We start from the raw sequence: 22,214 nt of genomic DNA on the forward strand, positions 1-22,214 counted from the left end.
TGACCGTTGGTAAAGAAATTTAGATTATTAATTCTAAATATTCGGTCAAACAAAAAAGGCCTCGCAATGCGAGGCCTTTGGTTTTTCTATCTATCAGAAGAGATTAGTCGCGAAGTGCTGCGCCGAATTTCTCTGAGATTGAAGCTACGATAGCGTCTACTGAACCAGCGATGTCTGCATCTTCTAGTGTGCGCTCTACAGACTGTAGGCTAAGTGCGATTGGTTTAAGCTACTTTTTCCCTAAAATGCCGTAAAAAAATAGATGCCCTACACTTTCCATGTATTGATGCCCCTTTTTCAAGAAGTCTGGGTCTTTATAGATAGTCATATTGGCGTTCATAAAATCTACAATCGCTTCTGGCTGCAAATGAACGGCAACCTCACCTTCGTGCTGCCCTTGCTTAACAAGAGCAAGTAAAAATGGGATTTGTCTTTCTTGAACAAACCGCTCATAAATTTTCATAAGAGCGCCACCTTGCCAATCAAAATGCTTTAAAGCGTTCTTATTGACTTCGTTTCCCTCTCCATCACCTAGAGCAAAAAATTGTTTGAGCTTGTCTTGAAAGGAAGACTCTAATTCAAGAATTGCCTCTACCGATTCAAAGGATTGGTTTAAATATTGAGTCACCACCAATTCAACCAGTGCCTCTTTCGAGCCAAAATAGTTATAAATACTCACTTGTGAAACTTTAGCTTCTTTAGCGAGTTCAGCAATACTCGTGCTGGCAGGACCTTTGCTAAAGAACAGAGTTTTAGCTGTGCTAATAATCTGGTCTTTCTTTTGTTCTGCTCGGCGCTGAAATCCATTAGTTGTCATAGGCCCTCCAAGTTATGAAGTCTATCTTACTTTCATTTCATAAATTTGACCAGATGATTGTTTTGGCGTAGTTTATGAAATATACAACGTACATATTTCATAAACCAACTTGGAGTACTTGATGAATTTCATGCTCCCATTTGATAAAAAATTAGGGGCTTTAGATGAAGGTACTATTGTTGACTATCGGTTCTCGTGGCGATGTAGAACCGTATATCGCTTTAGGTAAAGCGTTAATACAAAAGGGGCACCAAGTAGATTTATGTACAGCATCTCGATTTCAAGGGTTCGTTGAAGAAAGTGGTTTGACCTACAGATACATTAATGATGACTTATTCAAGTTAATGGATAACGGTATATTTGAAAACATGGGCAGCTTGTTTAGTGGGATAAGAACGGTAGTCAAATTGGTTAAAAAGGCGAAACCGCTTAACCGCCAAATGATCATTGATAGTATTCACGCCGGGCTAGAATCAAAGCCCGACTTAATCATTTACCACCCAAAATGTTTGGCTGCCGTATCCATTGCAGAGAAGTTTACAGTCCCTGCTGTAATGGGAGTTCTGCAACCAATGATAACTAAAACCAGTGCTTTCCCCCCTGCAGGGATTCCCAACTTAGGTTCATTAGCAAATAAGCTTAGTTATCGACTGATTAACTTAGGCTACTCCCAGTATTCAAAAGAACTCAATCAACAACGTGCCGAGCTTTTAGGTTTACCCGCTTTGAAAAAAAATACGGGAATATTGTCACACAGTAGCGGCAAACCAGTCCCCGTATTACATGGGTTTAGCGAACAGCTAGTACCTCGTCCAAACGATTGGACTTGTGACGCAACTATCACAGGGTATTGGCAATCAAAAACCGACCTAAATGATTACCACCCCTCAAAAGAACTGGTGGAATTTTTATCTCATGAATCAAAACCTGTTTATATTGGTTTTGGCAGTATGACTGGAAAAGATCCCGCAAGAACAGGGAAAATGATCGTTGATGCAGTGACCAAAGCTGGCGTTCGGGCAATCCTAGCATCAGGATGGGGAGGTCTAAAAGTGGACGCATTGCCAAACAATGTATTAGTGATTGAGTCTGTCCCACATGATTGGTTATTCCCAAAAGTGGCAGCTGTTATACACCATGGGGGAGCAGGTACAACCGCAGCGGGTCTTTCGGCGGGTAAACCAACATTGATTTGTCCTTTTTTTGGTGACCAACCATTCTGGGGGGCTCAAGTTGAACAAAAAGGGTTAGGCCCTTCACCGATTAAGCAGAAGAAGCTTACGAGCGACAATTTAAGTAAGGCTTTAATTGAGTTAGTGTCCAACCAAGATTTCAAGATCAATACGAATAAACTCGCCAAGGAACTTTCTCATGAAAATGGTGTTGATACGGCGATTACTTGGATGGAGACTCGTGGGTTATTAAAGTGATTTTCGTACCGTAATTAGTACACAAGTAGAACATTGAGAACCATAATCCGGATATCTAAAACTCTGAATAACCTTCGGGTACTCTAGTTATTCGTTAAATACTAATTAAATCACGGACATCTAACTTTCTAGCGATGAGTTGCCACCTACTCTAACCTATCCACATACAAAAAAGGCCTCGCAATTGCGAGGCCTTTGGTTTTTCTATCTATCAGAAGAGATTAGTCGCGAAGTGCTGCGCCGAATTTCTCTGAGATTGAAGCTACGATAGCATCTACTGAACCAGCGATGTCTGCATCTTCTAGTGTGCGTTCTACAGACTGTAGACTAAGTGCGATTGCTAGGCTCTTCTTACCTTCTTCAACGCCTTGACCAACGTATACGTCGAACAGTTTAGCGCCTGTTAGGAATTCACCACCAGCAGCGATACACGCTTCTACGATGTCGCCAGAAGCTACTGCTTCGTCAACAACAACCGCGATATCACGACGGTTTGCAGGGAACTTAGATACGGCTACTGCTTCTGGAAGCACGCGAGTGTTGATAGCTGCCCATTCGATTTCGAATACGATAGTACGGCCGTTAAGACCAAACTTGCGCTCTAGCTCTGGGTGAACAGTACCAATGATACCCACTTCTTTGCCGTCTACTACGATAGCCGCAGTTTGACCTGGGTGAAGTGCTGGGTGCTTAGCAGATTTGAAGCTGTATGCGATTTCGTTTGCAGAAAGCTCAAGAACGGCTTCTAGGTCACCTTTAAGATCGAAGAAATCTACAGTGTTAGTTGCAATGTCCCAGTGCTCTTCGCCACGAGTACCAGAGATAACGCCCGCAAGCATCATTTCTTGGCGCATGCCGTTTTCAGCCGTTGCTTCAGGGATGAAACGTAGGCCTGATTCGAATAGACGAACACGAGACTGTTGACGCTTCTGGTTGTGAACCACTGTGTTTAGAAGACCTTGGATTAGGCCAAGACGCATTGCTGACATGTCCGCAGAGATTGGGAATGGCAGAATTAGCGGCTCAACACCAGGTACAACAAGCTTTTGCTGTTCTGGTTCTACGAAGCTGTATGTGATTGCTTCGTGGTAGCCACGGTCTACAAGAAGGTCACGAACGCGCTTAAGCGGCTGGTTAGCTTCTTTGTGGTCATTCATTTTAAGTGCCGCTTTAGGCGCTTGGTTTGGAATGTTATCGTAACCGTAGATACGACCTACTTCTTCAATTAGGTCTTGCTCGATTGCGATATCAAAACGCCAAGATGGAGACGTTGCCGTCCAACCTGCGTCAGTGCTTTCAACTTCACAACCTAGGCGAGTAAGAATTTCCACTACGTCTGTAGATGGGATTTCGTGACCTAGTAGGCTGTCTAGCTTAGCGCGACGTAGAGCAACTACGTTTGCTTTAGGAAGATCAGCTTCAGATTCGCTGCCGTTTACTGGCGCAACTTCACCACCACAGATTTCAACTAGAAGCTGTGTTGCACGCTCCATTGCTGCTGCTTGAAGTGTTGAATCAACACCACGTTCGAAACGTAGAGAAGAATCAGTGTGAAGGCCGTAAGCACGTGCGCGACCACGGATGTGATCCGGTGCGAAGAATGCCGCTTCAAGAAGTACGTCAGTCGTTTCAGTAGTAACACCTGAATCTTGACCGCCAAAGATACCAGCGATTGCTAGTGCTTTGTTTTGGTCAGCGATAACAAGTGTGCTGCTGTTTAGTTCAGCTTCGTTGCCATCTAGAAGTGTTAGCTTTTCGCCCTGCTCTGCTAGACGAACCACGATACCGCCTTCGATCTTAGCGAGATCAAATGCGTGCATTGGTTGGCCTTGCTCTAGCATCACGTAGTTTGTGATGTCTACAACTGGGTCGATTGAACGGATACCACAACGGCGCAGTTTTTCTTGCATCCAGATTGGAGATTCCGCTTTCACGTTTACGTTCTTAACCACACGGCCAAGGTAACGTGGACAAGCATCAGTTGCTTTAATTTCAACAGATACTGTGTCTTCAATGCTTGTTGCAACAGCGTCAACTGTTGGCTCTGTAACGTCTGCGCGGTTTAGTACGCCAACTTCACGAGCAAGGCCACGGATGCTGAAGCAGTCTGCGCGGTTTGCTGTTAGGTCTACGTCGATAGTTACGTCGTTAAGCTCAAGAAGCTCACGTACGTCCATACCTAGCGTTGTGCCTTCTGGTAGCTCAAGGATGCCGTCTGACTCTACGTCGATACCTAGCTCAGAGAAAGAACAAAGCATGCCGTGCGATGGAACGCCACGTAGTTTTGCTTTCTTGATTTTGAAGTCACCAGGAAGTACTGCACCAACTGTTGCTACTGCTACAGTTAGGCCAAGACGACAGTTAGATGCACCACATACGATATCTAGCAGCTCTTCTGCGCCGATATCAATTTTTGTAACTTGTAGTTTGTCTGCGTCTGGGTGCTGACCGCACTCAACCACTTTACCTACTTTAACGCCGGTGAAAACACCCGCAACAGGTTCTACATCGTCAACTTCCAAACCAGCCATAGTGATTTGGTGAGCTAGCTCTTCGCTGTTAATTGCAGGTTTAACCCACTCGCGTAGCCAAGATTCACTGAATTTCATAGTTTTGACTGCCCCGGATTACTTGAATTGTTTAAGGAAACGAAGGTCGTTCTCGAAGAACGCACGAAGGTCATTTACGCCGTAACGAAGCATCGTTAGACGCTCTACACCCATACCGAATGCAAAACCAGAGTATTTCTCAGGGTCGATGCCAACAGAGCGAAGTACGTTAGGGTGAACCATGCCACAGCCTAGAACTTCTAGCCATTTGCCATCTTTACGTTTCACGTCAACTTCAGCTGAAGGCTCTGTGAACGGGAAGAATGAAGGACGGAAACGCACTTCAACTTCTTCTTCAAAGAAGTTACAAAGGAAATCGTTAAGAATGCCTTTAAGTTGTGCGAAGTTTACGTTCTCATCAACTAACATACCTTCCACTTGGTGGAACATTGGCGTGTGAGTTTGATCGTAGTCGTTACGGTAAACACGACCCGGAGCAATGAAGCGGAAAGGCGGTTTGCCGTTTTCCATCGTACGGATTTGAACACCAGAAGTGTGCGTACGTAGCATTAGATCAGGGTTGAAGAAGAAAGTATCGTGATCAGTACGAGCTGGGTGATCGTCTGCGATGTTTAGTGCATCAAAGTTGTGGAATGCATCTTCGATCTCAGGGCCAGACTCAGTGCTAAAGCCAAGCTCACCAAAGAACTGTTCGATACGCTCAACTGTGCGAGTAACTGGGTGAAGACCACCGTTCTCAATGCGACGACCTGGTAGGCTCACATCGATAGTTTCTTCAGCTAGTTTCGCTTCAAGCTCTGCACGTTGTAGTGCGTCTTTGCGAGCTGCGATCGCTTGTTGAACAGCACCTTTCGCTTTGTTGATCTCTTGACCAGCAGTGCGACGCTCTTCAGGTGGAAGTTTACCTAGGCTTTGTAGTTGAAGAGTGAGTTCACCCTTCTTACCTAAATACTGAACTCGCACTTCATCAAGTGCGACTAACGAATCTGCTGTATCAATAGCAGTCGTTGCATTAGCAATGATCTCTTCTAGATGTTGCATCATTTCCTCATCTACCAGTTGGTAGTGTCCGTATCGGATGATTAGTTTTTTTAGATAGCTACACATAGTAATCAAACACGCTACCAATGCCAAATTGAATCGCTAAAAGAGCAAGTTATTGACTAAAAACACGGCAAATTTAACAGGATATTAATGAGGAATAGGAAGAAGTGGAACAAATACCGGTTCCACTTGTTTATTTTAAAGTGAGTCGCACTCAAAAACTAAAGTGAACTAGGTTCTAGAATTAAAGCGAATAGCGCTCAAAAAATAAAGCGAGCTAGGTTTTAGATTTAAAGTGGCCTGCGTGTTAAAACTGACGTGAGCTATGCTCTCAATTTGAAATCAACCAGCTCTAAATCTGAATCGAACAAACGCTGTTTTTACCTGCGTTTTTCGCTAAATAGACGGACTCATCAGCGGCTTTAACCAACTCATTCATGGACTCGAATTCTTGGGTTATTTCAGCTACACCGACACTAATACTGCCAATCCAAACTTGATTACTGGTTTCAACCTCTAATTCAGACACTTTCTGTCGAGTCGTTTCCGCGATGTGCATACCGCCTTTAAGATCGGTGTCAGGGCAAATAACCAAGAACTCATCGCCCCCTAATCGACACACAATATCGTCATTGCGAAACGCATTTTTCAGTTCACGCGAGAGGGTTTGTAGCACCAAGTCGCCTGCATCATGACCACTGGTGTCGTTAATGCGCTTGAAGTGGTCGGCATCAATCATGATGCACACTAAAGGCATGCCCAGTTCTTTGGAATCTTGCCAATGTAATGCTAACTGTTTAAAGGCACTACGACGGTTGGGTAATTTAGTGAGTGAGTCTGTTAACGACAATTCTTCGAGTTTCTTGTTCGCTTGTTTTAACTCTGCCGTCCGTTCCTCAACTTTGTCTTCGAGTAACTGGTTGAAGCGTAACAACTGCTTGTTGCGTTCAGAGACCTGCTCAAATAAGCCTTTCAGAGCGGCTAATAAAGGGAGGGTTGACGAGTCTCGCTGCTTTTCTTCTGCCTCAAAGGCTTCTAGGGGTGTTGCGCCCTCTTCTATGGCGGCCATTTGTCGCGCCATGTTTTGGTCGATGCCGAGGATGTGATAAGCAAGCCAATGGATCAAGAAATCCAGTAACTGCCGTGCTGACGACTGATCTTCTTCCAAGATGAAAGCTTGCATACTGTAGATATCTCGCATAAATACACGATGCACTTTGATGTGCTCTTCAATGTGTAATTCATACACTCCGCAATCTCTCATCAAAGATTCTTCTTCTTTAAAGTGAAATTCGGCATAGCGTGTGAGATCGCGTAAAGCGACGCTCATGTCGTCTATAGAGATAGTATTCTCTGACAGCAGGTTTCCGTAGTGGTTGATAAAACCAACAAGGTATTGATGTTGTTCGTCTACGACGCCAATGCCTGTTTCAAAGTTATTATCCCAATTAAATGAATTCATAAATCCCTTAGGGCCGATACCACCAGCATGCTTCACATGCATATTCGGAGGTTATAGATACTGGAAAAAATATAACCATTTTACCTGTAGGTTTATTCGATTGTTTGATCCACTTTATAAAAAGACGACTTTGAACATTCTAAATATGGCTCATCTTAAATTTGAGACGTTCCCCCTTAAGAAGAACGCCTCATGAAGCTAGCACTAGAAATAGTATTCCAACGCCATCTCAACAAAGTCATCCTTACGTGCAAAGAACAACAAGTCCTCTGGGGTTTCGTTCTCAAACAGCCAAGCGTTCAACCTCCACTTTAGGTTGTTGTTGATACGGCTTGAGGCTTCCAGCTTTGCACTGTAGACATCACTGTTGTCCAAGTCTTGAGTGATGCCTGTAAGCACTTCGGTGCCGTCTTCATCATTCAAGGCGAAACGCGCCCCGAGGAACACATCGTTTTGGCCAATGGTTTGAGCATTATTGCCTCGGCTGTCATACAAGTATTCGGCAATAAAACCGATGTCCCAATACGATTCCAGCGCGCCAACCCATGTGTATTCAAAGCCTGTTACCACGCCAGTGTAGTTGTCGTAGCTATCGCGATAAATGCTTTCTAGCTTCCATAACCAGTCACCCATAATACCTTGTACATCGAGTCCGAAGTGCTGCATTTGCGCGTAATACGGTTTGAGCTGATTGCCTTCCACACGGTAATAAGGGTCGCGATTTGTGCCGCCTAAGTAGCTTAATCCCACATCCCAATCGCCGTACATTTGGCTATAACGCAATGCCACATCAACATGCTTTTCTTCTCTTGAAGATTCGTAAAGCGCATCGTCCGATACAGGCACGGTTGGCCTTAGCCGACCGTCTTCCCCTGCAAAGGTACGCTCACGAAAATACGGCAGTAACATGGCATCGATGGTTCCCCAGTCTTTGATTGAGGTAAAGTGCACCATAGGCTGACCTAACTTCGACTCACCATCGACCGATTCAATGGCATCGGTTTGGTTTACCACATCGACCAAATGCGCCGATTCGGTCACGCCCCAGAACACCTTGCCGACACCCGCTCGCAGTTCGTAGTCATCCCAATACGTTAGGTATAGAGCTTCGCGAACGTCACCATGAGTTCGCTCATCGTCTTCGCTGTCTAGGCGGTAAAACGGCGTAAAGGTAAAGCTGCCATTGCCCTCTTGTTGTTCCCAATAAAACTCTGGTTGTAACACCAGCGAGCTTTGCCCTTTATCTTGCCCTTGCAAGCCGTCGCTAAAGAACTGCCTGTGTTCAAGGTTAACCTGCCCTGCTAGCTCCGGGGTGACCTGTTCTACGAATTCAGAGCTAAAACCAGCCGCAACACATGGCAACGACACCTGCATAAGCCCAACTGTCGCTGCCAAGGTTAAAGATAACTGCGTTCCTGTTAACACAATCCTTTTCATATTCTTGCCTTACTTTGCACGTTTCAGTGTGTTTTTCTGGAAATCTTTGTCCTTAAGACCGGTCTGGAACGCTAAGTCTGTCGTGGTTAGTACCGTGCTCTTGCCTGTTTGGTGGTTTTGCATAGACATAGTGTGTGCGCGCCAGTATTGGTTTAGGTATTGTTTGTAATCTTGGAACGAAAGGGTTTTCAGCAATGCGCCTTTACGGTCGTAAAACTCAACCTGAACGGGGCGGTAATATTGTTGGTCTAGCCATACCTTCTGCATGGTGTAGCCTGAGTTTTTGTCGGTCGGAACCTGCTCCAAAACAAAGGTATCGACGCCTTCGATTTTGGCGTCTTCAATGTAGTTAAAGGTGTACTTTCCTAACTCGAACGAGCTCAAGTCTTCGTAAGCAAATTCACTGCCCATAAACGGGCCCGATTTGTTGCGTGAAGAGATACGTTTTACACGCTTCAATGCAGGCAGATACAACCATTGGTCATCCGATTTAGAGATGTGTGAATGGTTTAGGAAAGCCGTGCCTTTTACGTCTCGTGGCTCATCAAAAATGGTCAGCCCTTTGTCGCCATCGTCATCCACTTCTAACGACTTCAATCGCATTAGACGCGAGCTACTTTCGCCTTGTTTGTTGCGAAGTAGCATCTCCATGGTCGCAACAGAATCGCCCCACCCCAGATCAACGGCTTTTCGTTGCTCGGCAATTTCTAAGCCTTTCGCTGGGTCTGCTAACACTGTGAAAGCCGTGAACGCGCCTATTGTTAACGTGCCGACGGTTAATGAGCTGACAGCAAATAGTGTGGTAACGAGAGTTTGTTTAACGCTTTTCATAAATTTCTCCTTGAGTCAGCCCACCGCAGCAGGCTGACGATTCCTTATTTGGTTGAAGCAGACAGTTCGCCGGCTGGGTTAGCTTGCGCTGTTTTAGATAACTCGGCTTTAGATAGCTTTGATTCGTGCTGAGGTTTATCTGCATAGTGGGTCTGCTTGTCGAAGATCATCAGCAAGCTAGGCAGCAAGATAAAGTCGACTACTAACGCAATGAAAATCACAATCGCACTGAGTAAGCCCATGTCTGAGTTGAGCCTGAAGCTCGACATCGCCAGTACAGAGAAACCCGCCACAAGCACGACAGTGGTGATCCACAATGCGCGTCCAACGGTGTGGAAGGCGTATCGAACCGCTTCTTCTGCTGATTTCCCTTCCATTCTGGCGCGTTGGTATTTACTCAAGAAGTGCACCGCATCATCGACAACGATACCCAACGTGAGCGTGACCACGACTGACAAACCTAGGTTGATTTCACCTGAGATAAGCGCCCACAAACCAAAGCCAATAATCGCAGGCGCAATGTTTGGCACTAGGCTGATGATGCCTAAGCGAACCGAGCGCAATGCGAAGATCATCAGGCCAGAGATAAGTACTAAGGTGATAGGCAGAGTTGATAGCATGCTCGCCATGTTGGTTTCGCCAATGTGAGCAAACATCAGTGACGGACTCGATGCGACCACTTCATACTGAGGCGCGTTGGCTGCAAACCATGAGTAGATACGTTCTTCGAGTTCCACCAATTCCACGCTGCCTAGGTTGTCGACCGTGAGTACCATTTTGATCGATGACTTATCGACGTTGATCTGGTTGTTCAAATCCAAGCCGTACGGCAGAGACATCTCATAAAGCAGCAGATATTGCGCAGCAAGTTCACGGTTTAGCGGCAGTTGGTAGTAGCTGTCATCGTCGCCATGCATGTTCTTGTTCAAACGCATGTAAACATCGGAAAGCGTGGCCACATGGTCGGTTTCTGGTTGAACACGTAGCCAATCGGTAAAGTCACCAATCGCTTGTAAGAACACAGGATCAGCAATCGCTTGAGATTCATTGGTTTTCACCGCAATACTGATGGTCGTCATGCCACTTACGGTCTCTTCCATGAAGTCGGCCGCTTGTCTGAACTCGCTTGAGGTATCGAAATACTTCACCGATTCATCATTTACTTTGTTGAGTGGAATTAACGCGGCAGCGCCAACGATAACTAGCGTAGAAATAGGCAATAACGCTTTGCGGTTAGCCACCACAAAATCGCCCAGTTTATCCATAAAGGTTACTTTGCTTTCCGCGGCTTCATTTGTTGGCAGAGTTTTCACTGGCAAGAGTTTTAATAGCGCAGGAAGCATAGTCACAGATAGGAAACACGCGATGATCACGCCCAATGCTGACAAGTTACCGAAGTCTCGCAATACGGGAGAATCCGACATGTTCATCATCAAAAAGCCAATCGCGGTGGTCACCGAAGTAATAAGAATTGGCATCGCGTTCAACTTGATGCTGTATTGAATGGCTTGTGCTTTCTCCATCCCGCGCTGCATAGCTTGTCTCATGGTCACGATTACGTGAACACAATCGGCAACGGCAAGGGTTAATACCAATGTAGGAACGTTGACCGTTGCAGTACTTAGGAACATCCCTGCCCAGCCAGACAAACCCATGGTCGCGACAATCGAAGAGATAATCACAACTAAGGTAGCCACCACACTAAAGAACGAGCGCAACATAAAGGTAAGGAACACCAACACCACCAACAGCATTAATGGCACCAGCGTTGAGCTGTCTTCTTGAGCCGAAGTCATAAAGGCGTTGTTCATGGCAATGATGCCCGCTTTATGGAATTCAACATTGGGATATTGTGCTTCATAGCGGTCAATCATGGTGTTGATAGCCGCAATGACTTCTTGTACTTCCGCCGTTTTGTCCACTTCGGGCAATTGCACCGTCACGTTAACAATGGTCACGTCGCCAGAGGCCGATACTAAAGCATTCTTAAGCAGTGGTTCGTTGAGCGCGATCTGTTTTACTTTGGCGATCCGCTCTGGCGTGTGCTCGTATTCTTCGTACAGCAAGTCTTCCACTAACAAGTCGTCTTCAACGGCTTCGGTATGCTGATAATTGGCAAGCGAATCGACACGGCTTGAGTACGGGATCTGCCACGCATCGACCGTGAGGTTTTGAATTAAGGTGAGGGTTTCTGGGGTGAAGACATTGCCGCCTTCTGGTGCGACGACAATCGCGAGGTTGTCGGTTTTCGCAAAGGTGGTTTGGATTTCATCGAACGCCATCAACTGTTTGTTGGTGCCTTCGAAGAAGATGTTGTAGTCCCCTCTAAAGTAGAGGTTCTTCGCCCCTAATGCAGAGAGCATGATGATTGAAAAAACCACCAGCAGAACGATAAACGAACGCTTGGTCGGTATTGAGTGCCAACTGTTATTTAGATCCCCGTTTACGCTATCGACATTACGGTTATCTCGATTTTGGTGATCGAGAGCGGGCTTCTGGCTGTCATGTTCCATCACAGTCTCCATTTGTGACGATTCGTCATAGTTGTGTCTTAAAAAGCCAGCCGAAGCTGACAAAAACACAATTCTTAGTCATATACTCAAGAAAACCAAAACCACACTAGGCTAAACTTAAGTTTATGACGAATCGTCACTAATGGTTATTAATAAACCCACATAGGTGGGCTTAGTTGAAGCTTATCGACCTACTGACTCTAAGTAAGCGACCTCTTCACTGAACAGTTCTTGTTCTACACGGCGCCAAGTTTTGCGGTAGTCCCAATCAGTAGAAAGAGGCTGCCAGTTGAGGCCGTCTAAAATCATGTTCGCGTTGTGTAATACTGAATACGGGTCTTGTAACCGCTTGATACAATGACTGTTTGAAGCATTCTGAGACAAAGCATTTGAACCAAATGCGATTGACCAGTTGGCGAATACGATGGCATCTGAACCCACGCCAGAAGAGAACTTTAGGTCACCGGCTTCTACTGCTTGATTGACGAGCAGATCCGCTTGTTCGATAACGATCTCTTCTAATTGATTCATCTCGGCCACGCGTGCACTGGAGGCTTTCTCTAGTACCCATGGGCTTTTCGCCATAATCGCGCAAGTTGATAATACCGGTTCCATACGAGCATAAACTCGGTACGCAACGTGCAATGCGACAATCTTTTCGCGTGAGTTGCCTTCAAACTCTCCAGAACGAGCAAACAACAGTGCCTCAGACTTTAGAGAATGAATACATAACGCTAAAACCACGTCTTCTTTACTGCAAAAGTGATTGTATATCGTACCTTTAGAATAAGAGCTTGCCGCCGTTAGCCTATCCATCGTCAGGTTTCCGAACCCTTGTTCTCGAACCAGATCTTTTGCTAACAACATCAATTCTACTTCTCGGTCTGCGATGGATTGCTGCTTCTTAGACAGCACCGCCTTGCAACCAAAGATACTTTGTTTATCGCCTTTACAACCAAAGCCAAACATAATTTTTCAGTCCGTATTTGAGCTTAGCTATTACCTAAGCTTAATCAGCATTTAAAACGCTCCTGTCCAATATATTAACACGAATAGTAAATTCATGTGGTTAACCATTTTGTGACGCTTCGTCATTTCTGACTTATCGTCATAATAGCGCAAATATTGATCATATCAAGGTGTTTTATAAATTAAATACAAGTTATGAATGTATGGATAAATAGGTCAATAAGTAGATAGAGAAATCATCAACAGTCACTAGAGAGAGAAGATAGGTGCCTTCATGAAGACAACACGAAAGATTAGAAGCTCATGCTTAACGTTAATAGACCACGTTATTTTAAGCCTTGGTGCAGAATCGGCCCCGAAAAAGACGCCCGTAAACCCCATCTTTAGCCACCTTCTGACCTAGAATGAATGAGTGTAGGCTTACTTTTTGGGGCAGACCTCTCCTTATGGTCAATATTTGGCTTACTAATGTCGTTTTCTGTTAAGTTGCTATAAATTCGGTAAGGGGTGACTTACAATAGTGACAACGACTTACCTTTTTTGAGAACACGATATTGAGCGCCAAATATTCTTATTTAGCTTGGCAAGTGAATACTTCTAGCCCAGCAGAAAAGCTGGTTTTATTGATGCTTGCAGATGGTGCTGATGAATTCGGTTACACCAATGTGTGCTTGCAAACGGCAGGTCAGCTTTGTGCTCTCTCTACGTTTGGTTTAGCCGACTGCCTTAAGTGTTTAGTCGACCAAGGTTTCCTCGATAAGGTGAAAGTAGACTATCGAGATAAGAAAGAGATTCACGTTTTCAAAATGCTCATTGAGCAAGAGCAAGCTACGGCGCACGTTGAGGTTCAACCGACCAATAGTATTCCGGTCTACTCTACTGCACCTGCACCTGCACCTGCACCTGCACCCAAGTTTCAGCCTGCTCCGGCACCAATGCAACACATGCAGCAGGCCCCTCGCCCACAGGGTCGAGGCTCAATGAACAGCAACACCGTCTCTACTCATGATCTCAACGAAGAAGAGATACCATCATGGGCAGAACGTGCGTTTAAATTCTCCGGTTTGACCGGTGACCATAGTTTAGTATGGAAGAAATTTGTCCTCTGGTATAAAGCCAAAGCCAATGAATTAATGCCATTATCTCGGATTGAATCCAAGCTGCAGTACTGGCTAGTTAACGAGAAGCAAAATGAAAGACAACAACAGCAGAAGACCTCTCAATATTCAGGAAATGCAGGACAAGCTCAAGGAAATGGGTATAGACAAAAGCTTAGCCCATCTGAACGCTTCAGGCAGCAGCTCATTCAAAAAGGCAAAAAGCCAACCTTCTGAGCCAGCTCAACCTGTTGTTCCTGACGCTACCGTGCAGCCTAACGCACCTGAAATGATTGAAGCACAAAGTACAGAAGTAAAAGTAGCGACACCAAACGCTGCGGGCTCTGGTGCGTCTCAGCAAGTGCCTGTTGTTGATCAAGATCCAGCAGAGCTTGAGCTAACCGATTGGTGTATCCATGTGTTCGGTTCTTTCTTGAGCGTGTACGAAACTCAGTGGGAATACCAATACGGTAGTGAACCGAGCGGTAAGTTTCTTGAGTTCGCCCACTCTGTTGACTCAGACGGCCTTAACCGCGTGCTAATGCACTGTCATGAGCGTATTCAACTTGGCAACAGTTGGCCGCCGCAAATGGGTGAGCTTTGGATCCTTAAAGATTCTTTGACTGAAGAAGAGCTGCTTGATAGCCGTATTCGTGTGTTGTCGCGCGCAGCTGTTAACAACATTGAAAAATGGCTAATCCAAAACAAACTGTACGACTTGAAGCGTACGGCTGAAAACAAGCTCGATGGCCTGTTTAAGAAATACTACTTGGAAGCAAAGCGTTTAGATGAGAAAGGCATGCTGGAAACAGAATTGCCGCAGTTCCTTCTTGCCGCTAACTCAGTGAAGAACTTGAACGACTTGAAACGCGAAGAGTATGAAAGCCAACACGGTAAAGCGATTAACCCAAGAATTCAGAAGATTCTAAACAGTAAGAAATAGCGTTGCTCGCTTAACTTATACCGCTTAAGTCAGCGACATTACTATTCTACAGATACAAAAATGCCAGCTATCAAGCTGGCATTTTTTATGAATTCTTACGAACTCTTCAACGAACATCCATCATTAACTGTAAGTAAGTGACTCACTATAAACAATTACAGTAGGTGAATAGTTGCGTTTAGCGTAAATACGCCAGAGTCGTCATCTTTCATTTTGAAGTTTTGGTAGCTAGCGCCTACAGATAGTGGGCCAAAGATGAAGTATTCAGCGCCTACACCGTACATGATATCCTCACCTGATTGCTTGAAGCCGTCAGATTTAAGATCGTAAGAGTGAACACCAGCCTTCGCGTATACGTGAAGAGGACCGAAGTCGATGCTTGGCTTGATCGCTAGGTAAGCAGTGCTTGCATCTAGGTTTGTAAGGTCACGGTTGCCGTACTTAACGCTGTCGAAAGAACCAAGATCCCAGTAACCCGCTTCAATACCGATTAGTGGCAGGATGCCTGTACCCACGTGGATACCCATCGCTGTTTCTTCTTCATTACCTAATGAGTTTTGACCACCCATTACGCCGCCGTACAACCAAGAATCAGCCATTGCTGTTGAAGATGCACCTAGCAGTGCTAGTGCCAATAACGTTTTTTTCATATTCGACCTTTTTCGTCCTAGTGGCAGGCCTTGAGTGGTAATAAATTGCCACCAAGTCGCCCTGTATGTAATAACTATTCAATTAGTAATGCAATAAGCAAGATTTATACCTAAACCTTGCTATTGCGTCTAGCTTTATTCCTTAGCAAGCATCAATCGCGTTTTTAACACGCTTATCTGATACTGGGTAAGGCGTACCGAGCTGCTGTGCGAAGAAGCTTACACGAAGCTCTTCTACCATCCAACGCACCTCTTTTACATTTTCTGGAACCGCGATCCCTTTTGGGATTTTATTCAGCAGCTCTTTGTAATCATTCATTACTGACTCAACTTTGATCATATGCAAGCGATCTTTGTTCGGGTCAATCGGCAGTTTTTCCATGCGGCGTTCAATCGCTCTCATATAGCGTAGAATATCCGGCAGGCGTTTCCACCCACATTCTGTGGCAAACCCCTTAAAAATCAAACCTTCTACCTGAGCTTTTATGTCAGAAAGTGCGAATGCCATTGAAAGATCGACACGTCCTTTGAGCTTCTTACTGATGCTGAATGCGGTCGTTAGGATGGTTTCAACCTGTTGAGCAATCTCAACAACGCTGTCGCCCAGCTCTGCACGTACGTGTTCTTTCAGTGCTTCAAACTGCTCTGGTTCCCAAACCAAACCGCCTTTCTCTTCAATCAGCTTATCAATACCACAAGCGATACAGTCATCGATAAGATCGAGCACCTGTCCGTATGGGTTGAAGTACAAACCAAGTTTCGATTTGTTCGGCAAATTCGAGTGCAAGTATTTGATCGGTGATGGCACGTTCAACAGGATTAAACGACGCTGACCCGATTTCATTGCCGAGATCTGCTCTTGCTCGGTTTCGAACAATTTGATCTCTACGCTGTCTTTAGAATCCACCAGCGCTGGGAAGGCTTTAACATCGTAGCCGCCACGTTTCTGTTGGTAGACTTTTGGTAACTCACCAAAGCTCCACGTATGCAGGTTTTGCTGTTCGATGTCATCGTCTGCCACTTTAGAAAGCGTTTCTTGAACCTTGTCTTTCAGGCTCTCTTTCAACTCATGCAAGTCTTTCTGTTCTTTAAGCTTACGCTTGCGATGATCTACAGCGCGGAATGTTACCTTTAAGTGCTCTGGGATCTGGTCTAACTTCCAGTCATCACGTACTACTTCCACACCTGTCATGCGGCGCAGCTCTTTCTCAAGAGAATCCAACAACGGTGCTTCAAGTTGTGTCACACGAGCCAAGAACGCATCGGCGTAGTTGGGCGCAGGCACAAAGTTACGGCGTAGCGTTTTTGGTAACGACTTAATTAGGCTAATCACCAGTTCCTGGCGTAGGCCTGGGATCTGCCAATCAAAACCGTTTTGGTCAATCTGGTTCAAGATAGGCAGTGGGATATGGACCGTTACACCATCGTTGTCGTCGCCCGGCTCAAATTGGTAGCTCAGCTTCAGCTTGATACCATTTTGGTGCCAGAAGTTCGGATAATCCAAGTCAGTAACGTGGCTTGCATCACCGCGAAACAGCATCGACTTTTCGAAGTTAAGCAGCTCTGGTGTTTTCTGGCTGGTTTGCTTCCACCATGTATCGAAGTGACGGCCTGAAACAGCCTCTTCACCAACACGTTGGTCATAAAAGTCGAACAGTTCATCATCGTCGATCAAGATGTCACGACGACGCGATTTATGTTCTAGCTCTTCCACTTCTTGCAGTAGCTTACGGTTCTGCTTGAAGAAGGCGTGTTTGGTTTCCCACTCACCTTCAACCAAAGCGCTGCGCACGAACAATTCACGGCTGACAGTGGCATCAATCGCACCGTAATTAACCAAACGTTTCGGGATGATTGGGATTCCGTAAAGCATCACTTTTTCGTGTGCCATTACTGCCGCTTGCTTCTTCGACCAATGTGGTTCGCTGTAGCTGCGCTTAATCAGGTGTTTTGCTAGTGGTTCAATCCATTCAGGCTGAATCTTCGCGATAACACGACCCCAAAGTTTTGAGGTTTCCACCAGCTCAGCAGACATAATCCACTTAGGCTGTTTCTTAAATAAGCCAGACGCAGGGAAGATATGGAAGCGCGCATTACGTGCACCTTGATACTCATTCTTCTCTTGGTCTTTCATGCCGATGTGCGAAAGCAAGCCTGATAGCAGTGACATGTGAATGCCGTCGTAGCTGCCCGGTTCTGTATTCAGCTTAGTATCCAATTCACGCATCGCTTGGTGAATTTGGAAGTACACATCTTGCCATTCACGGATACGTAAATAGTTCAGGTAATCTTGCTTACACTGTTTGCGGAACTGGTTACTCGACAGCTCTTTTTGTTGCTGCTTAACGTAATCCCAAAGGTTCACAAACGTGATGAAATCTGACTCTTTATCAAAGAAGCGTTTGTGCTTATCGTCAGACGATTGTTGCTTGTCTGATGGACGCTCACGCGGATCCTGAATCGACAACGCAGACGCAATCACCATCACTTCGTGCAGACAGCGGTTGCTTGGCGCTTCAATCACCATACGCGCCAAACGTGGATCAATCGGCAGCTTAGCGAGCTTGCGACCAATAGCGGTTAGCTTCTTCTTGTCGTCGCCATGATTCTTGTTTTTGTTCGCAGACGGTTCGACTGTCGCGATCGCACCCAACTCTTCAAGCAGCCTTACACCATCTTGAATGTTACGTTTATCTGGCGCTTCAACAAATGGGAATGCTTGAATGTCGCCTAGGCCTAGCGCTGTCATCTGAAGGATAACCGATGCTAAGTTAGTACGAAGGATCTCTGGGTCAGTAAACTCTGGACGTGATTCGAAATCTTCCTCAGAGTACAGACGAATACAGATACCTTCAGCAACACGACCACAACGACCTTTACGCTGGTTCGCACTCGCTTGAGACACTGGCTCGATCGGTAGGCGTTGTACCTTAGTACGGTAGCTGTAACGGCTAATACGCGCCGTACCCGGGTCGATGACATACTTGATGCCAGGAACGGTTAACGAGGTTTCAGCCACGTTGGTCGCAAGAACGATGCGTCGACCAGTATGAGACTGGAAGATACGGTTCTGTTCGCCTGCAGAAAGACGCGCGTACAGCGGAACAATCTCAGTATCACGCAGGTTACGTTTACTTAAAGAATCGGCGGTGTCACGAATTTCACGTTCACCGTTCATGAAGATCAAGATATCGCCTTGGCCTTCGTCACACAGCTCATCTACCGCTTCAAAGATACCTTCGATTTGGTCACGATCTGAATCACTTTCATCACCACCTAGTGGGCGGTAACGCGTATCAACAGGGTAAGTACGACCTGATACTTCAATAATCGGCGCATTGTTAAAGTGCTTCGAGAAGCGCTCAGGATCGATGGTCGCTGATGTAATGATAACTTTAAGATCAGGACGCTTCGGCAGAAGCTCTCTTAGGTAACCCATGATGAAGTCAATGTTCAGGCTACGTTCGTGGGCTTCATCGATAATGATGGTGTCATATTGACTTAAGAAACGGTCGTGCTGAATTTCCGCCAGTAAGATACCGTCGGTCATCAATTTGATTTGTGTATTATCAGAAATTTGATCGTTAAAACGAACCTTATAACCGACAAAATCACCCAGCTGTGTTTCCATCTCTTCCGCAATGCGGTTGGCAACTGAACGTGCCGCAAGACGACGAGGCTGAGTGTGACCAATTAAGCCCATGCGGCCACGGCCAAGCTCAGAACAAATCTTTGGTAACTGAGTGGTTTTACCCGAGCCCGTTTCGCCAGCCACGATAACCACTTGGTTTTCAGCAATGGCTTTCGCAATGTCATCGCGCTTTTGGCTAACTGGGAGAATCTCTGGGTATTCGATGGTTGGTTTGTGCGAGGCACGCTGATTTGCCGTCATCATAGACTTGGCAATGTCTAACGCAATCTCATCGAAGACAACGTTCTTGGATTGTTCGTTTTTAATTCTACTCGCACCAGCAATTCGCTTACTCAGACGGAAGCGATCGCGCATCATACATTCGTTGAGCGCTTTACGAAGAGAAGCTGGGCTATTTTGAGATGCTTTTGTATTGGCTGCTGCTGAATGATCGGCAGGTTTAGCTTTTGGTTGATTAGTTTTTGGTTGTTTAGCTTTTAAATGCTTAGCAGGTCGGTTCGATGCAGGTTTATTCGATTTCGCTTCGTTCTTTGGAGAACTCGGCTGTGCTGCATTCTTGTTGTTGTCTGCTTTTTCCGGAGACGAAGTCAAAGCGTGTCCTATTCTTGTACTTATTAAACTCGCGCGATTATATCACAAGTCTCAAACAAAAAAGCCTGACAGCAAAGGGAAAACCTTTTGCTATCAGGCTGATTAATCACGCTAACACTAGCAGGAGTTATAGAAGCGAGGTCAAATGTAAGTCGTCTGTATAAAAACGGTGATTAGAAATCGTATCTAAAAAAGCCGCTTTTAGAACTCGTACTGGAAGTAAACGGTGTTGTAGTTACTGCCGCCTTTGATACGACCAAACTGAGAGGCGTTTTCAAAGATCGCAGAACGGTGATGCAATGAGTAGCCGAACCACAAGTTGTTCAAGTCATTCTTACCAATCAAGTCGCCGACGTTCACATCGAATGAGAAGTCTAAGTAGTTCAACAGATGGCTTGCTGTGTAACCTTTGCGGTCCATCTCAGATCCTTCGATATAGGTAATCGAATCGATGTAAGACATACCTTCTGCCACACCAACACGCCACTGGGTTGGCCAATCAAAGGTGTAATACGCTTTGATCGCAATAATGTACTCGGTGCTACTCGATTGAACCTCTGAACTCCAGTGGTGCGCGATACCTGGCGTTAGGTAGATGTCCAATGGGAAGCCGAAGATCTCATCGGTTAACGGGTGTCCATAGAAGAACGAGGTCAACTGGTTGTTGTATTCGTCTTTCTCTCTATTGAACTTCATGATGTCGCCAATATTGGATGGCGTAGCCCAGCCGTGGGCGACACGTAAATACGGCGCATTGCTCAACTTAGGCTTCGGTGCTTTCTCTTTGTCGTTAAAGAAACCAAAGCCAAGGTATAACTCACCTTGATAGCGGTCTTCGACTATCGACGAATCGTAGGCGTTGTCGTCTAATCGAGTCACACTGGTTGAACCCAATAAGTACAAGTTTGAAACCACATGGTAACGCGCTTCAACACCGACATTCAGATCTACACCTGCACCAATGGTTTCATTAGACGCTGAGTAATACTCGCTATTGAAGTCAGCACTTTTGTAACGAAGTGTCGCACTTGGGTAAAACTCCCAATCTCCGGTTTCATACTTGGCTTTAGCACGTAAGTTACCGTGGAGGTTGAATTCACTGTCGCTCATCAATTCCGTCTCGACAGACCAAGGACCATCAAGTTGGTAGGTCAGTTGAGCACCGAAGTCCGCAGTATCGCCTTCAATTGCGTTCTGTTCAGAAGCTGGGATATCAATAAAACGCATGCGAGAGATGGCATTAAAAGACCATTTCTCGTCATCTGTTTGATAAAGGTAAGCCCCCATCTCGGTACCATCAATGAACACATAGTCGTTCTTGAAAAACAGCATCGGCACGAATGAGTTAACCGATTGGTCACCTCCAGACGTGTCATAAGGGATGCTCGCAGTACGGAACATTGCAGCGATGCCCCACTCTTGCTCTTCAGCAGCCCACGCATTAGCACTTAGGAAAGCGCTACTTAGTAAAACCACTCCAGTTGAAGTGAGAGTCGGTAAATATTTGAGCTTCATTCTTATGTAATTACTCTTTGTAATAAATAATGTGTTACTGAATAGACATTTATTAACCATGACGGCTAACTATTTTTAGGTTTGATCGGCATTGACCGTTACAATGTAGAATATTCTCGGTTAAATGAAAGTATTGTGAAAGTCTCCGAATTACAAAACATTATAGATCAGTTACCCAAAGATTCCGATCCAGATATTGTTATGGGTGATGCATGGCTGCCCGAGCGTTTGGTGGATACCAACCTAGACGGCGACATGCTATTTCTTGAATTCGATAATGCCCCTGAAGACAATCAAGGGGATGAAGAAGGCCGTGGCTTTGTTGAGCACGAGATTGCTATGATTCGAGAAAAGCTCGAACTGTTGTTAGACGAGCCTTCCGATACCAAGACAAAAGCCGATGCTCTATTGGCAATATTTCTAATGGGTCATGAACTTTCTAGCTCGGAAGTTATCGAAGTTCTTGAATCAACAGAATCTGAATCAACAGAGCTTGAATCAACAGAATCTGAAATGACGGAGCTTTAGGCTACTGAGTCTGAAATGACAGAATTTGAACCGTTCGAGTCTGAGATTGCAGAGCATAAAACAACAGAATCTGACTCAGTAGAACTTGAAGCATCAAAGCTTGAAACCACAAAGCCAGACACGAGCAAGCTCGAAACAAAAGAACTCCACGACGACTAACCACCA

At 45.4% G+C, this 22,214-nt stretch carries 16 protein-coding genes; 5 read left to right on the top strand and 11 right to left on the bottom strand.

The annotated features are described in order from the left end of the window. Nucleotides 1–229: 229 nt before the first annotated feature. A complete protein-coding gene (locus AACU28_RS24575; protein WP_081228680.1) occupies nt 230–817 on the bottom strand; it encodes a TetR/AcrR family transcriptional regulator in 588 nt (195 codons plus the stop codon). Between the two features lie 164 nt (nt 818–981). Between AACU28_RS24575 and AACU28_RS18030 the strand changes: the two genes are divergently transcribed. Then, the gene (locus AACU28_RS18030; protein ID WP_121603379.1) at nt 982–2,247 is read left to right on the top strand and encodes a glycosyltransferase; all 1,266 of its coding nucleotides are present in this window, start codon (nt 982–984) and stop codon (nt 2,245–2,247) included. Nucleotides 2,248–2,468: 221 nt separating this feature from the next. On the opposite strand, the gene pheT is transcribed toward AACU28_RS18030, so the two are convergent. The 7 genes from pheT to AACU28_RS18065 all read right to left on the bottom strand — a co-directional run bounded on the left by pheT (nt 2,469) and on the right by AACU28_RS18065 (nt 13,073). After that, the gene (gene pheT, locus AACU28_RS18035; RefSeq protein ID WP_121603380.1) at nt 2,469–4,856 is read right to left on the bottom strand and encodes a phenylalanine--tRNA ligase subunit beta; all 2,388 of its coding nucleotides are present in this window, start codon (nt 4,854–4,856) and stop codon (nt 2,469–2,471) included. 18 nt (nt 4,857–4,874) lie between these two features. Continuing rightward, nucleotides 4,875–5,858 carry a phenylalanine--tRNA ligase subunit alpha gene (pheS, locus tag AACU28_RS18040; protein ID WP_004734764.1) on the bottom strand — a complete coding sequence of 328 codons (984 nt, stop codon included), beginning with the start codon at nt 5,856–5,858 and terminating at the stop codon, nt 4,875–4,877. A 355-nt stretch (nt 5,859–6,213) separates the two neighbouring features. After that, the gene (locus tag AACU28_RS18045) at nt 6,214–7,323 is read right to left on the bottom strand and encodes a GGDEF domain-containing protein (protein WP_102491550.1); all 1,110 of its coding nucleotides are present in this window, start codon (nt 7,321–7,323) and stop codon (nt 6,214–6,216) included. A 204-nt stretch (nt 7,324–7,527) separates the two neighbouring features. Next, entirely contained in the window at nt 7,528–8,760 is a 1,233-nt protein-coding gene (locus AACU28_RS18050) for a hypothetical protein (RefSeq protein WP_121603381.1), read from the bottom strand. Nucleotides 8,761–8,769: 9 nt separating this feature from the next. Further along, nucleotides 8,770–9,591 carry an outer membrane lipoprotein-sorting protein gene (locus tag AACU28_RS18055; protein ID WP_121603382.1) on the bottom strand — a complete coding sequence of 274 codons (822 nt, stop codon included), beginning with the start codon at nt 9,589–9,591 and terminating at the stop codon, nt 8,770–8,772. Between the two features lie 44 nt (nt 9,592–9,635). Then, nucleotides 9,636–12,167 carry an efflux RND transporter permease subunit gene (locus tag AACU28_RS18060; protein ID WP_121603383.1) on the bottom strand — a complete coding sequence of 844 codons (2,532 nt, stop codon included), beginning with the start codon at nt 12,165–12,167 and terminating at the stop codon, nt 9,636–9,638. Between the two features lie 120 nt (nt 12,168–12,287). Beyond that, nucleotides 12,288–13,073: a TetR/AcrR family transcriptional regulator gene (locus AACU28_RS18065; RefSeq protein ID WP_017083379.1), complete on the bottom strand. Its 786-nt coding sequence runs from the start codon at nt 13,071–13,073 to the stop codon at nt 12,288–12,290. Between the two features lie 554 nt (nt 13,074–13,627). Here AACU28_RS18065 and AACU28_RS18070 point away from each other — a divergent pair. Together AACU28_RS18070 and AACU28_RS18075 are read left to right on the top strand one after the other, a co-directional pair. Continuing rightward, complete coding sequence (locus AACU28_RS18070) at nt 13,628–14,407, top strand: hypothetical protein (RefSeq protein WP_017083377.1); 780 nt, start codon at nt 13,628–13,630, stop codon at nt 14,405–14,407. After that, complete coding sequence (locus AACU28_RS18075) at nt 14,328–15,113, top strand: hypothetical protein (protein ID WP_102481870.1); 786 nt, start codon at nt 14,328–14,330, stop codon at nt 15,111–15,113. The genes AACU28_RS18070 and AACU28_RS18075 overlap by 80 nt, the downstream gene beginning before the upstream one ends. A gap of 155 nt (nt 15,114–15,268) precedes the next feature. On the opposite strand, the gene AACU28_RS18080 is transcribed toward AACU28_RS18075, so the two are convergent. The 3 genes from AACU28_RS18080 to AACU28_RS18090 form a co-directional block, all read right to left on the bottom strand. Then, nucleotides 15,269–15,763 carry an outer membrane beta-barrel protein gene (locus AACU28_RS18080; protein WP_017077897.1) on the bottom strand — a complete coding sequence of 165 codons (495 nt, stop codon included), beginning with the start codon at nt 15,761–15,763 and terminating at the stop codon, nt 15,269–15,271. A gap of 142 nt (nt 15,764–15,905) precedes the next feature. After that, entirely contained in the window at nt 15,906–20,006 is a 4,101-nt protein-coding gene (gene hrpA / locus AACU28_RS18085) for an ATP-dependent RNA helicase HrpA (RefSeq protein ID WP_121603384.1), read from the bottom strand. A 201-nt stretch (nt 20,007–20,207) separates the two neighbouring features. Next, a complete protein-coding gene (locus AACU28_RS18090) occupies nt 20,208–21,521 on the bottom strand; it encodes a MipA/OmpV family protein (RefSeq protein ID WP_108092902.1) in 1,314 nt (437 codons plus the stop codon). 81 nt (nt 21,522–21,602) lie between these two features. On the opposite strand from AACU28_RS18090, the gene AACU28_RS18095 reads away from it, so the two are divergent. Together AACU28_RS18095 and AACU28_RS24580 are read left to right on the top strand one after the other, a co-directional pair. Continuing rightward, complete coding sequence (locus AACU28_RS18095) at nt 21,603–22,049, top strand: hypothetical protein (protein WP_102444541.1); 447 nt, start codon at nt 21,603–21,605, stop codon at nt 22,047–22,049. 15 nt (nt 22,050–22,064) lie between these two features. Then, nucleotides 22,065–22,208, top strand: a complete 144-nt coding sequence (locus AACU28_RS24580; RefSeq protein WP_157936474.1) for a hypothetical protein — start codon at nt 22,065–22,067, stop codon at nt 22,206–22,208. The last annotated feature ends 6 nt before the right edge of the window (nt 22,209–22,214 follow it).

This window comes from Vibrio sp. SBT000027 (assembly GCF_963894355.1).
Classification (GTDB): domain Bacteria; phylum Pseudomonadota; class Gammaproteobacteria; order Enterobacterales; family Vibrionaceae; genus Vibrio; species Vibrio splendidus.

Bases quoted from the DNA above. Each gene is read 5' to 3' on its own strand.
- pheT (WP_121603380.1), bottom strand. From the start codon at position 4,856: ATGAAATTCAGTGAATCTTGGCTACGCGAGTGGGTTAAACCTGCAATT.
- AACU28_RS18055 (WP_121603382.1), bottom strand. From the start codon at position 9,591: ATGAAAAGCGTTAAACAAACTCTCGTTACCACACTATTTGCTGTCAGC.
- AACU28_RS18045 (WP_102491550.1), bottom strand. From the start codon at position 7,323: ATGAATTCATTTAATTGGGATAATAACTTTGAAACAGGCATTGGCGTC.
- AACU28_RS24575 (WP_081228680.1), bottom strand. From the start codon at position 817: ATGACAACTAATGGATTTCAGCGCCGAGCAGAACAAAAGAAAGACCAG.
- AACU28_RS18090 (WP_108092902.1), bottom strand. From the start codon at position 21,521: ATGAAGCTCAAATATTTACCGACTCTCACTTCAACTGGAGTGGTTTTA.
- AACU28_RS24580 (WP_157936474.1), top strand. From the start codon at position 22,065: ATGACAGAATTTGAACCGTTCGAGTCTGAGATTGCAGAGCATAAAACA.
- AACU28_RS18030 (WP_121603379.1), top strand. From the start codon at position 982: ATGAAGGTACTATTGTTGACTATCGGTTCTCGTGGCGATGTAGAACCG.
- AACU28_RS18065 (WP_017083379.1), bottom strand. From the start codon at position 13,073: ATGTTTGGCTTTGGTTGTAAAGGCGATAAACAAAGTATCTTTGGTTGC.
- AACU28_RS18050 (WP_121603381.1), bottom strand. From the start codon at position 8,760: ATGAAAAGGATTGTGTTAACAGGAACGCAGTTATCTTTAACCTTGGCA.
- AACU28_RS18080 (WP_017077897.1), bottom strand. From the start codon at position 15,763: ATGAAAAAAACGTTATTGGCACTAGCACTGCTAGGTGCATCTTCAACA.
- AACU28_RS18075 (WP_102481870.1), top strand. From the start codon at position 14,328: ATGGGTATAGACAAAAGCTTAGCCCATCTGAACGCTTCAGGCAGCAGC.
- pheS (WP_004734764.1), bottom strand. From the start codon at position 5,858: ATGCAACATCTAGAAGAGATCATTGCTAATGCAACGACTGCTATTGAT.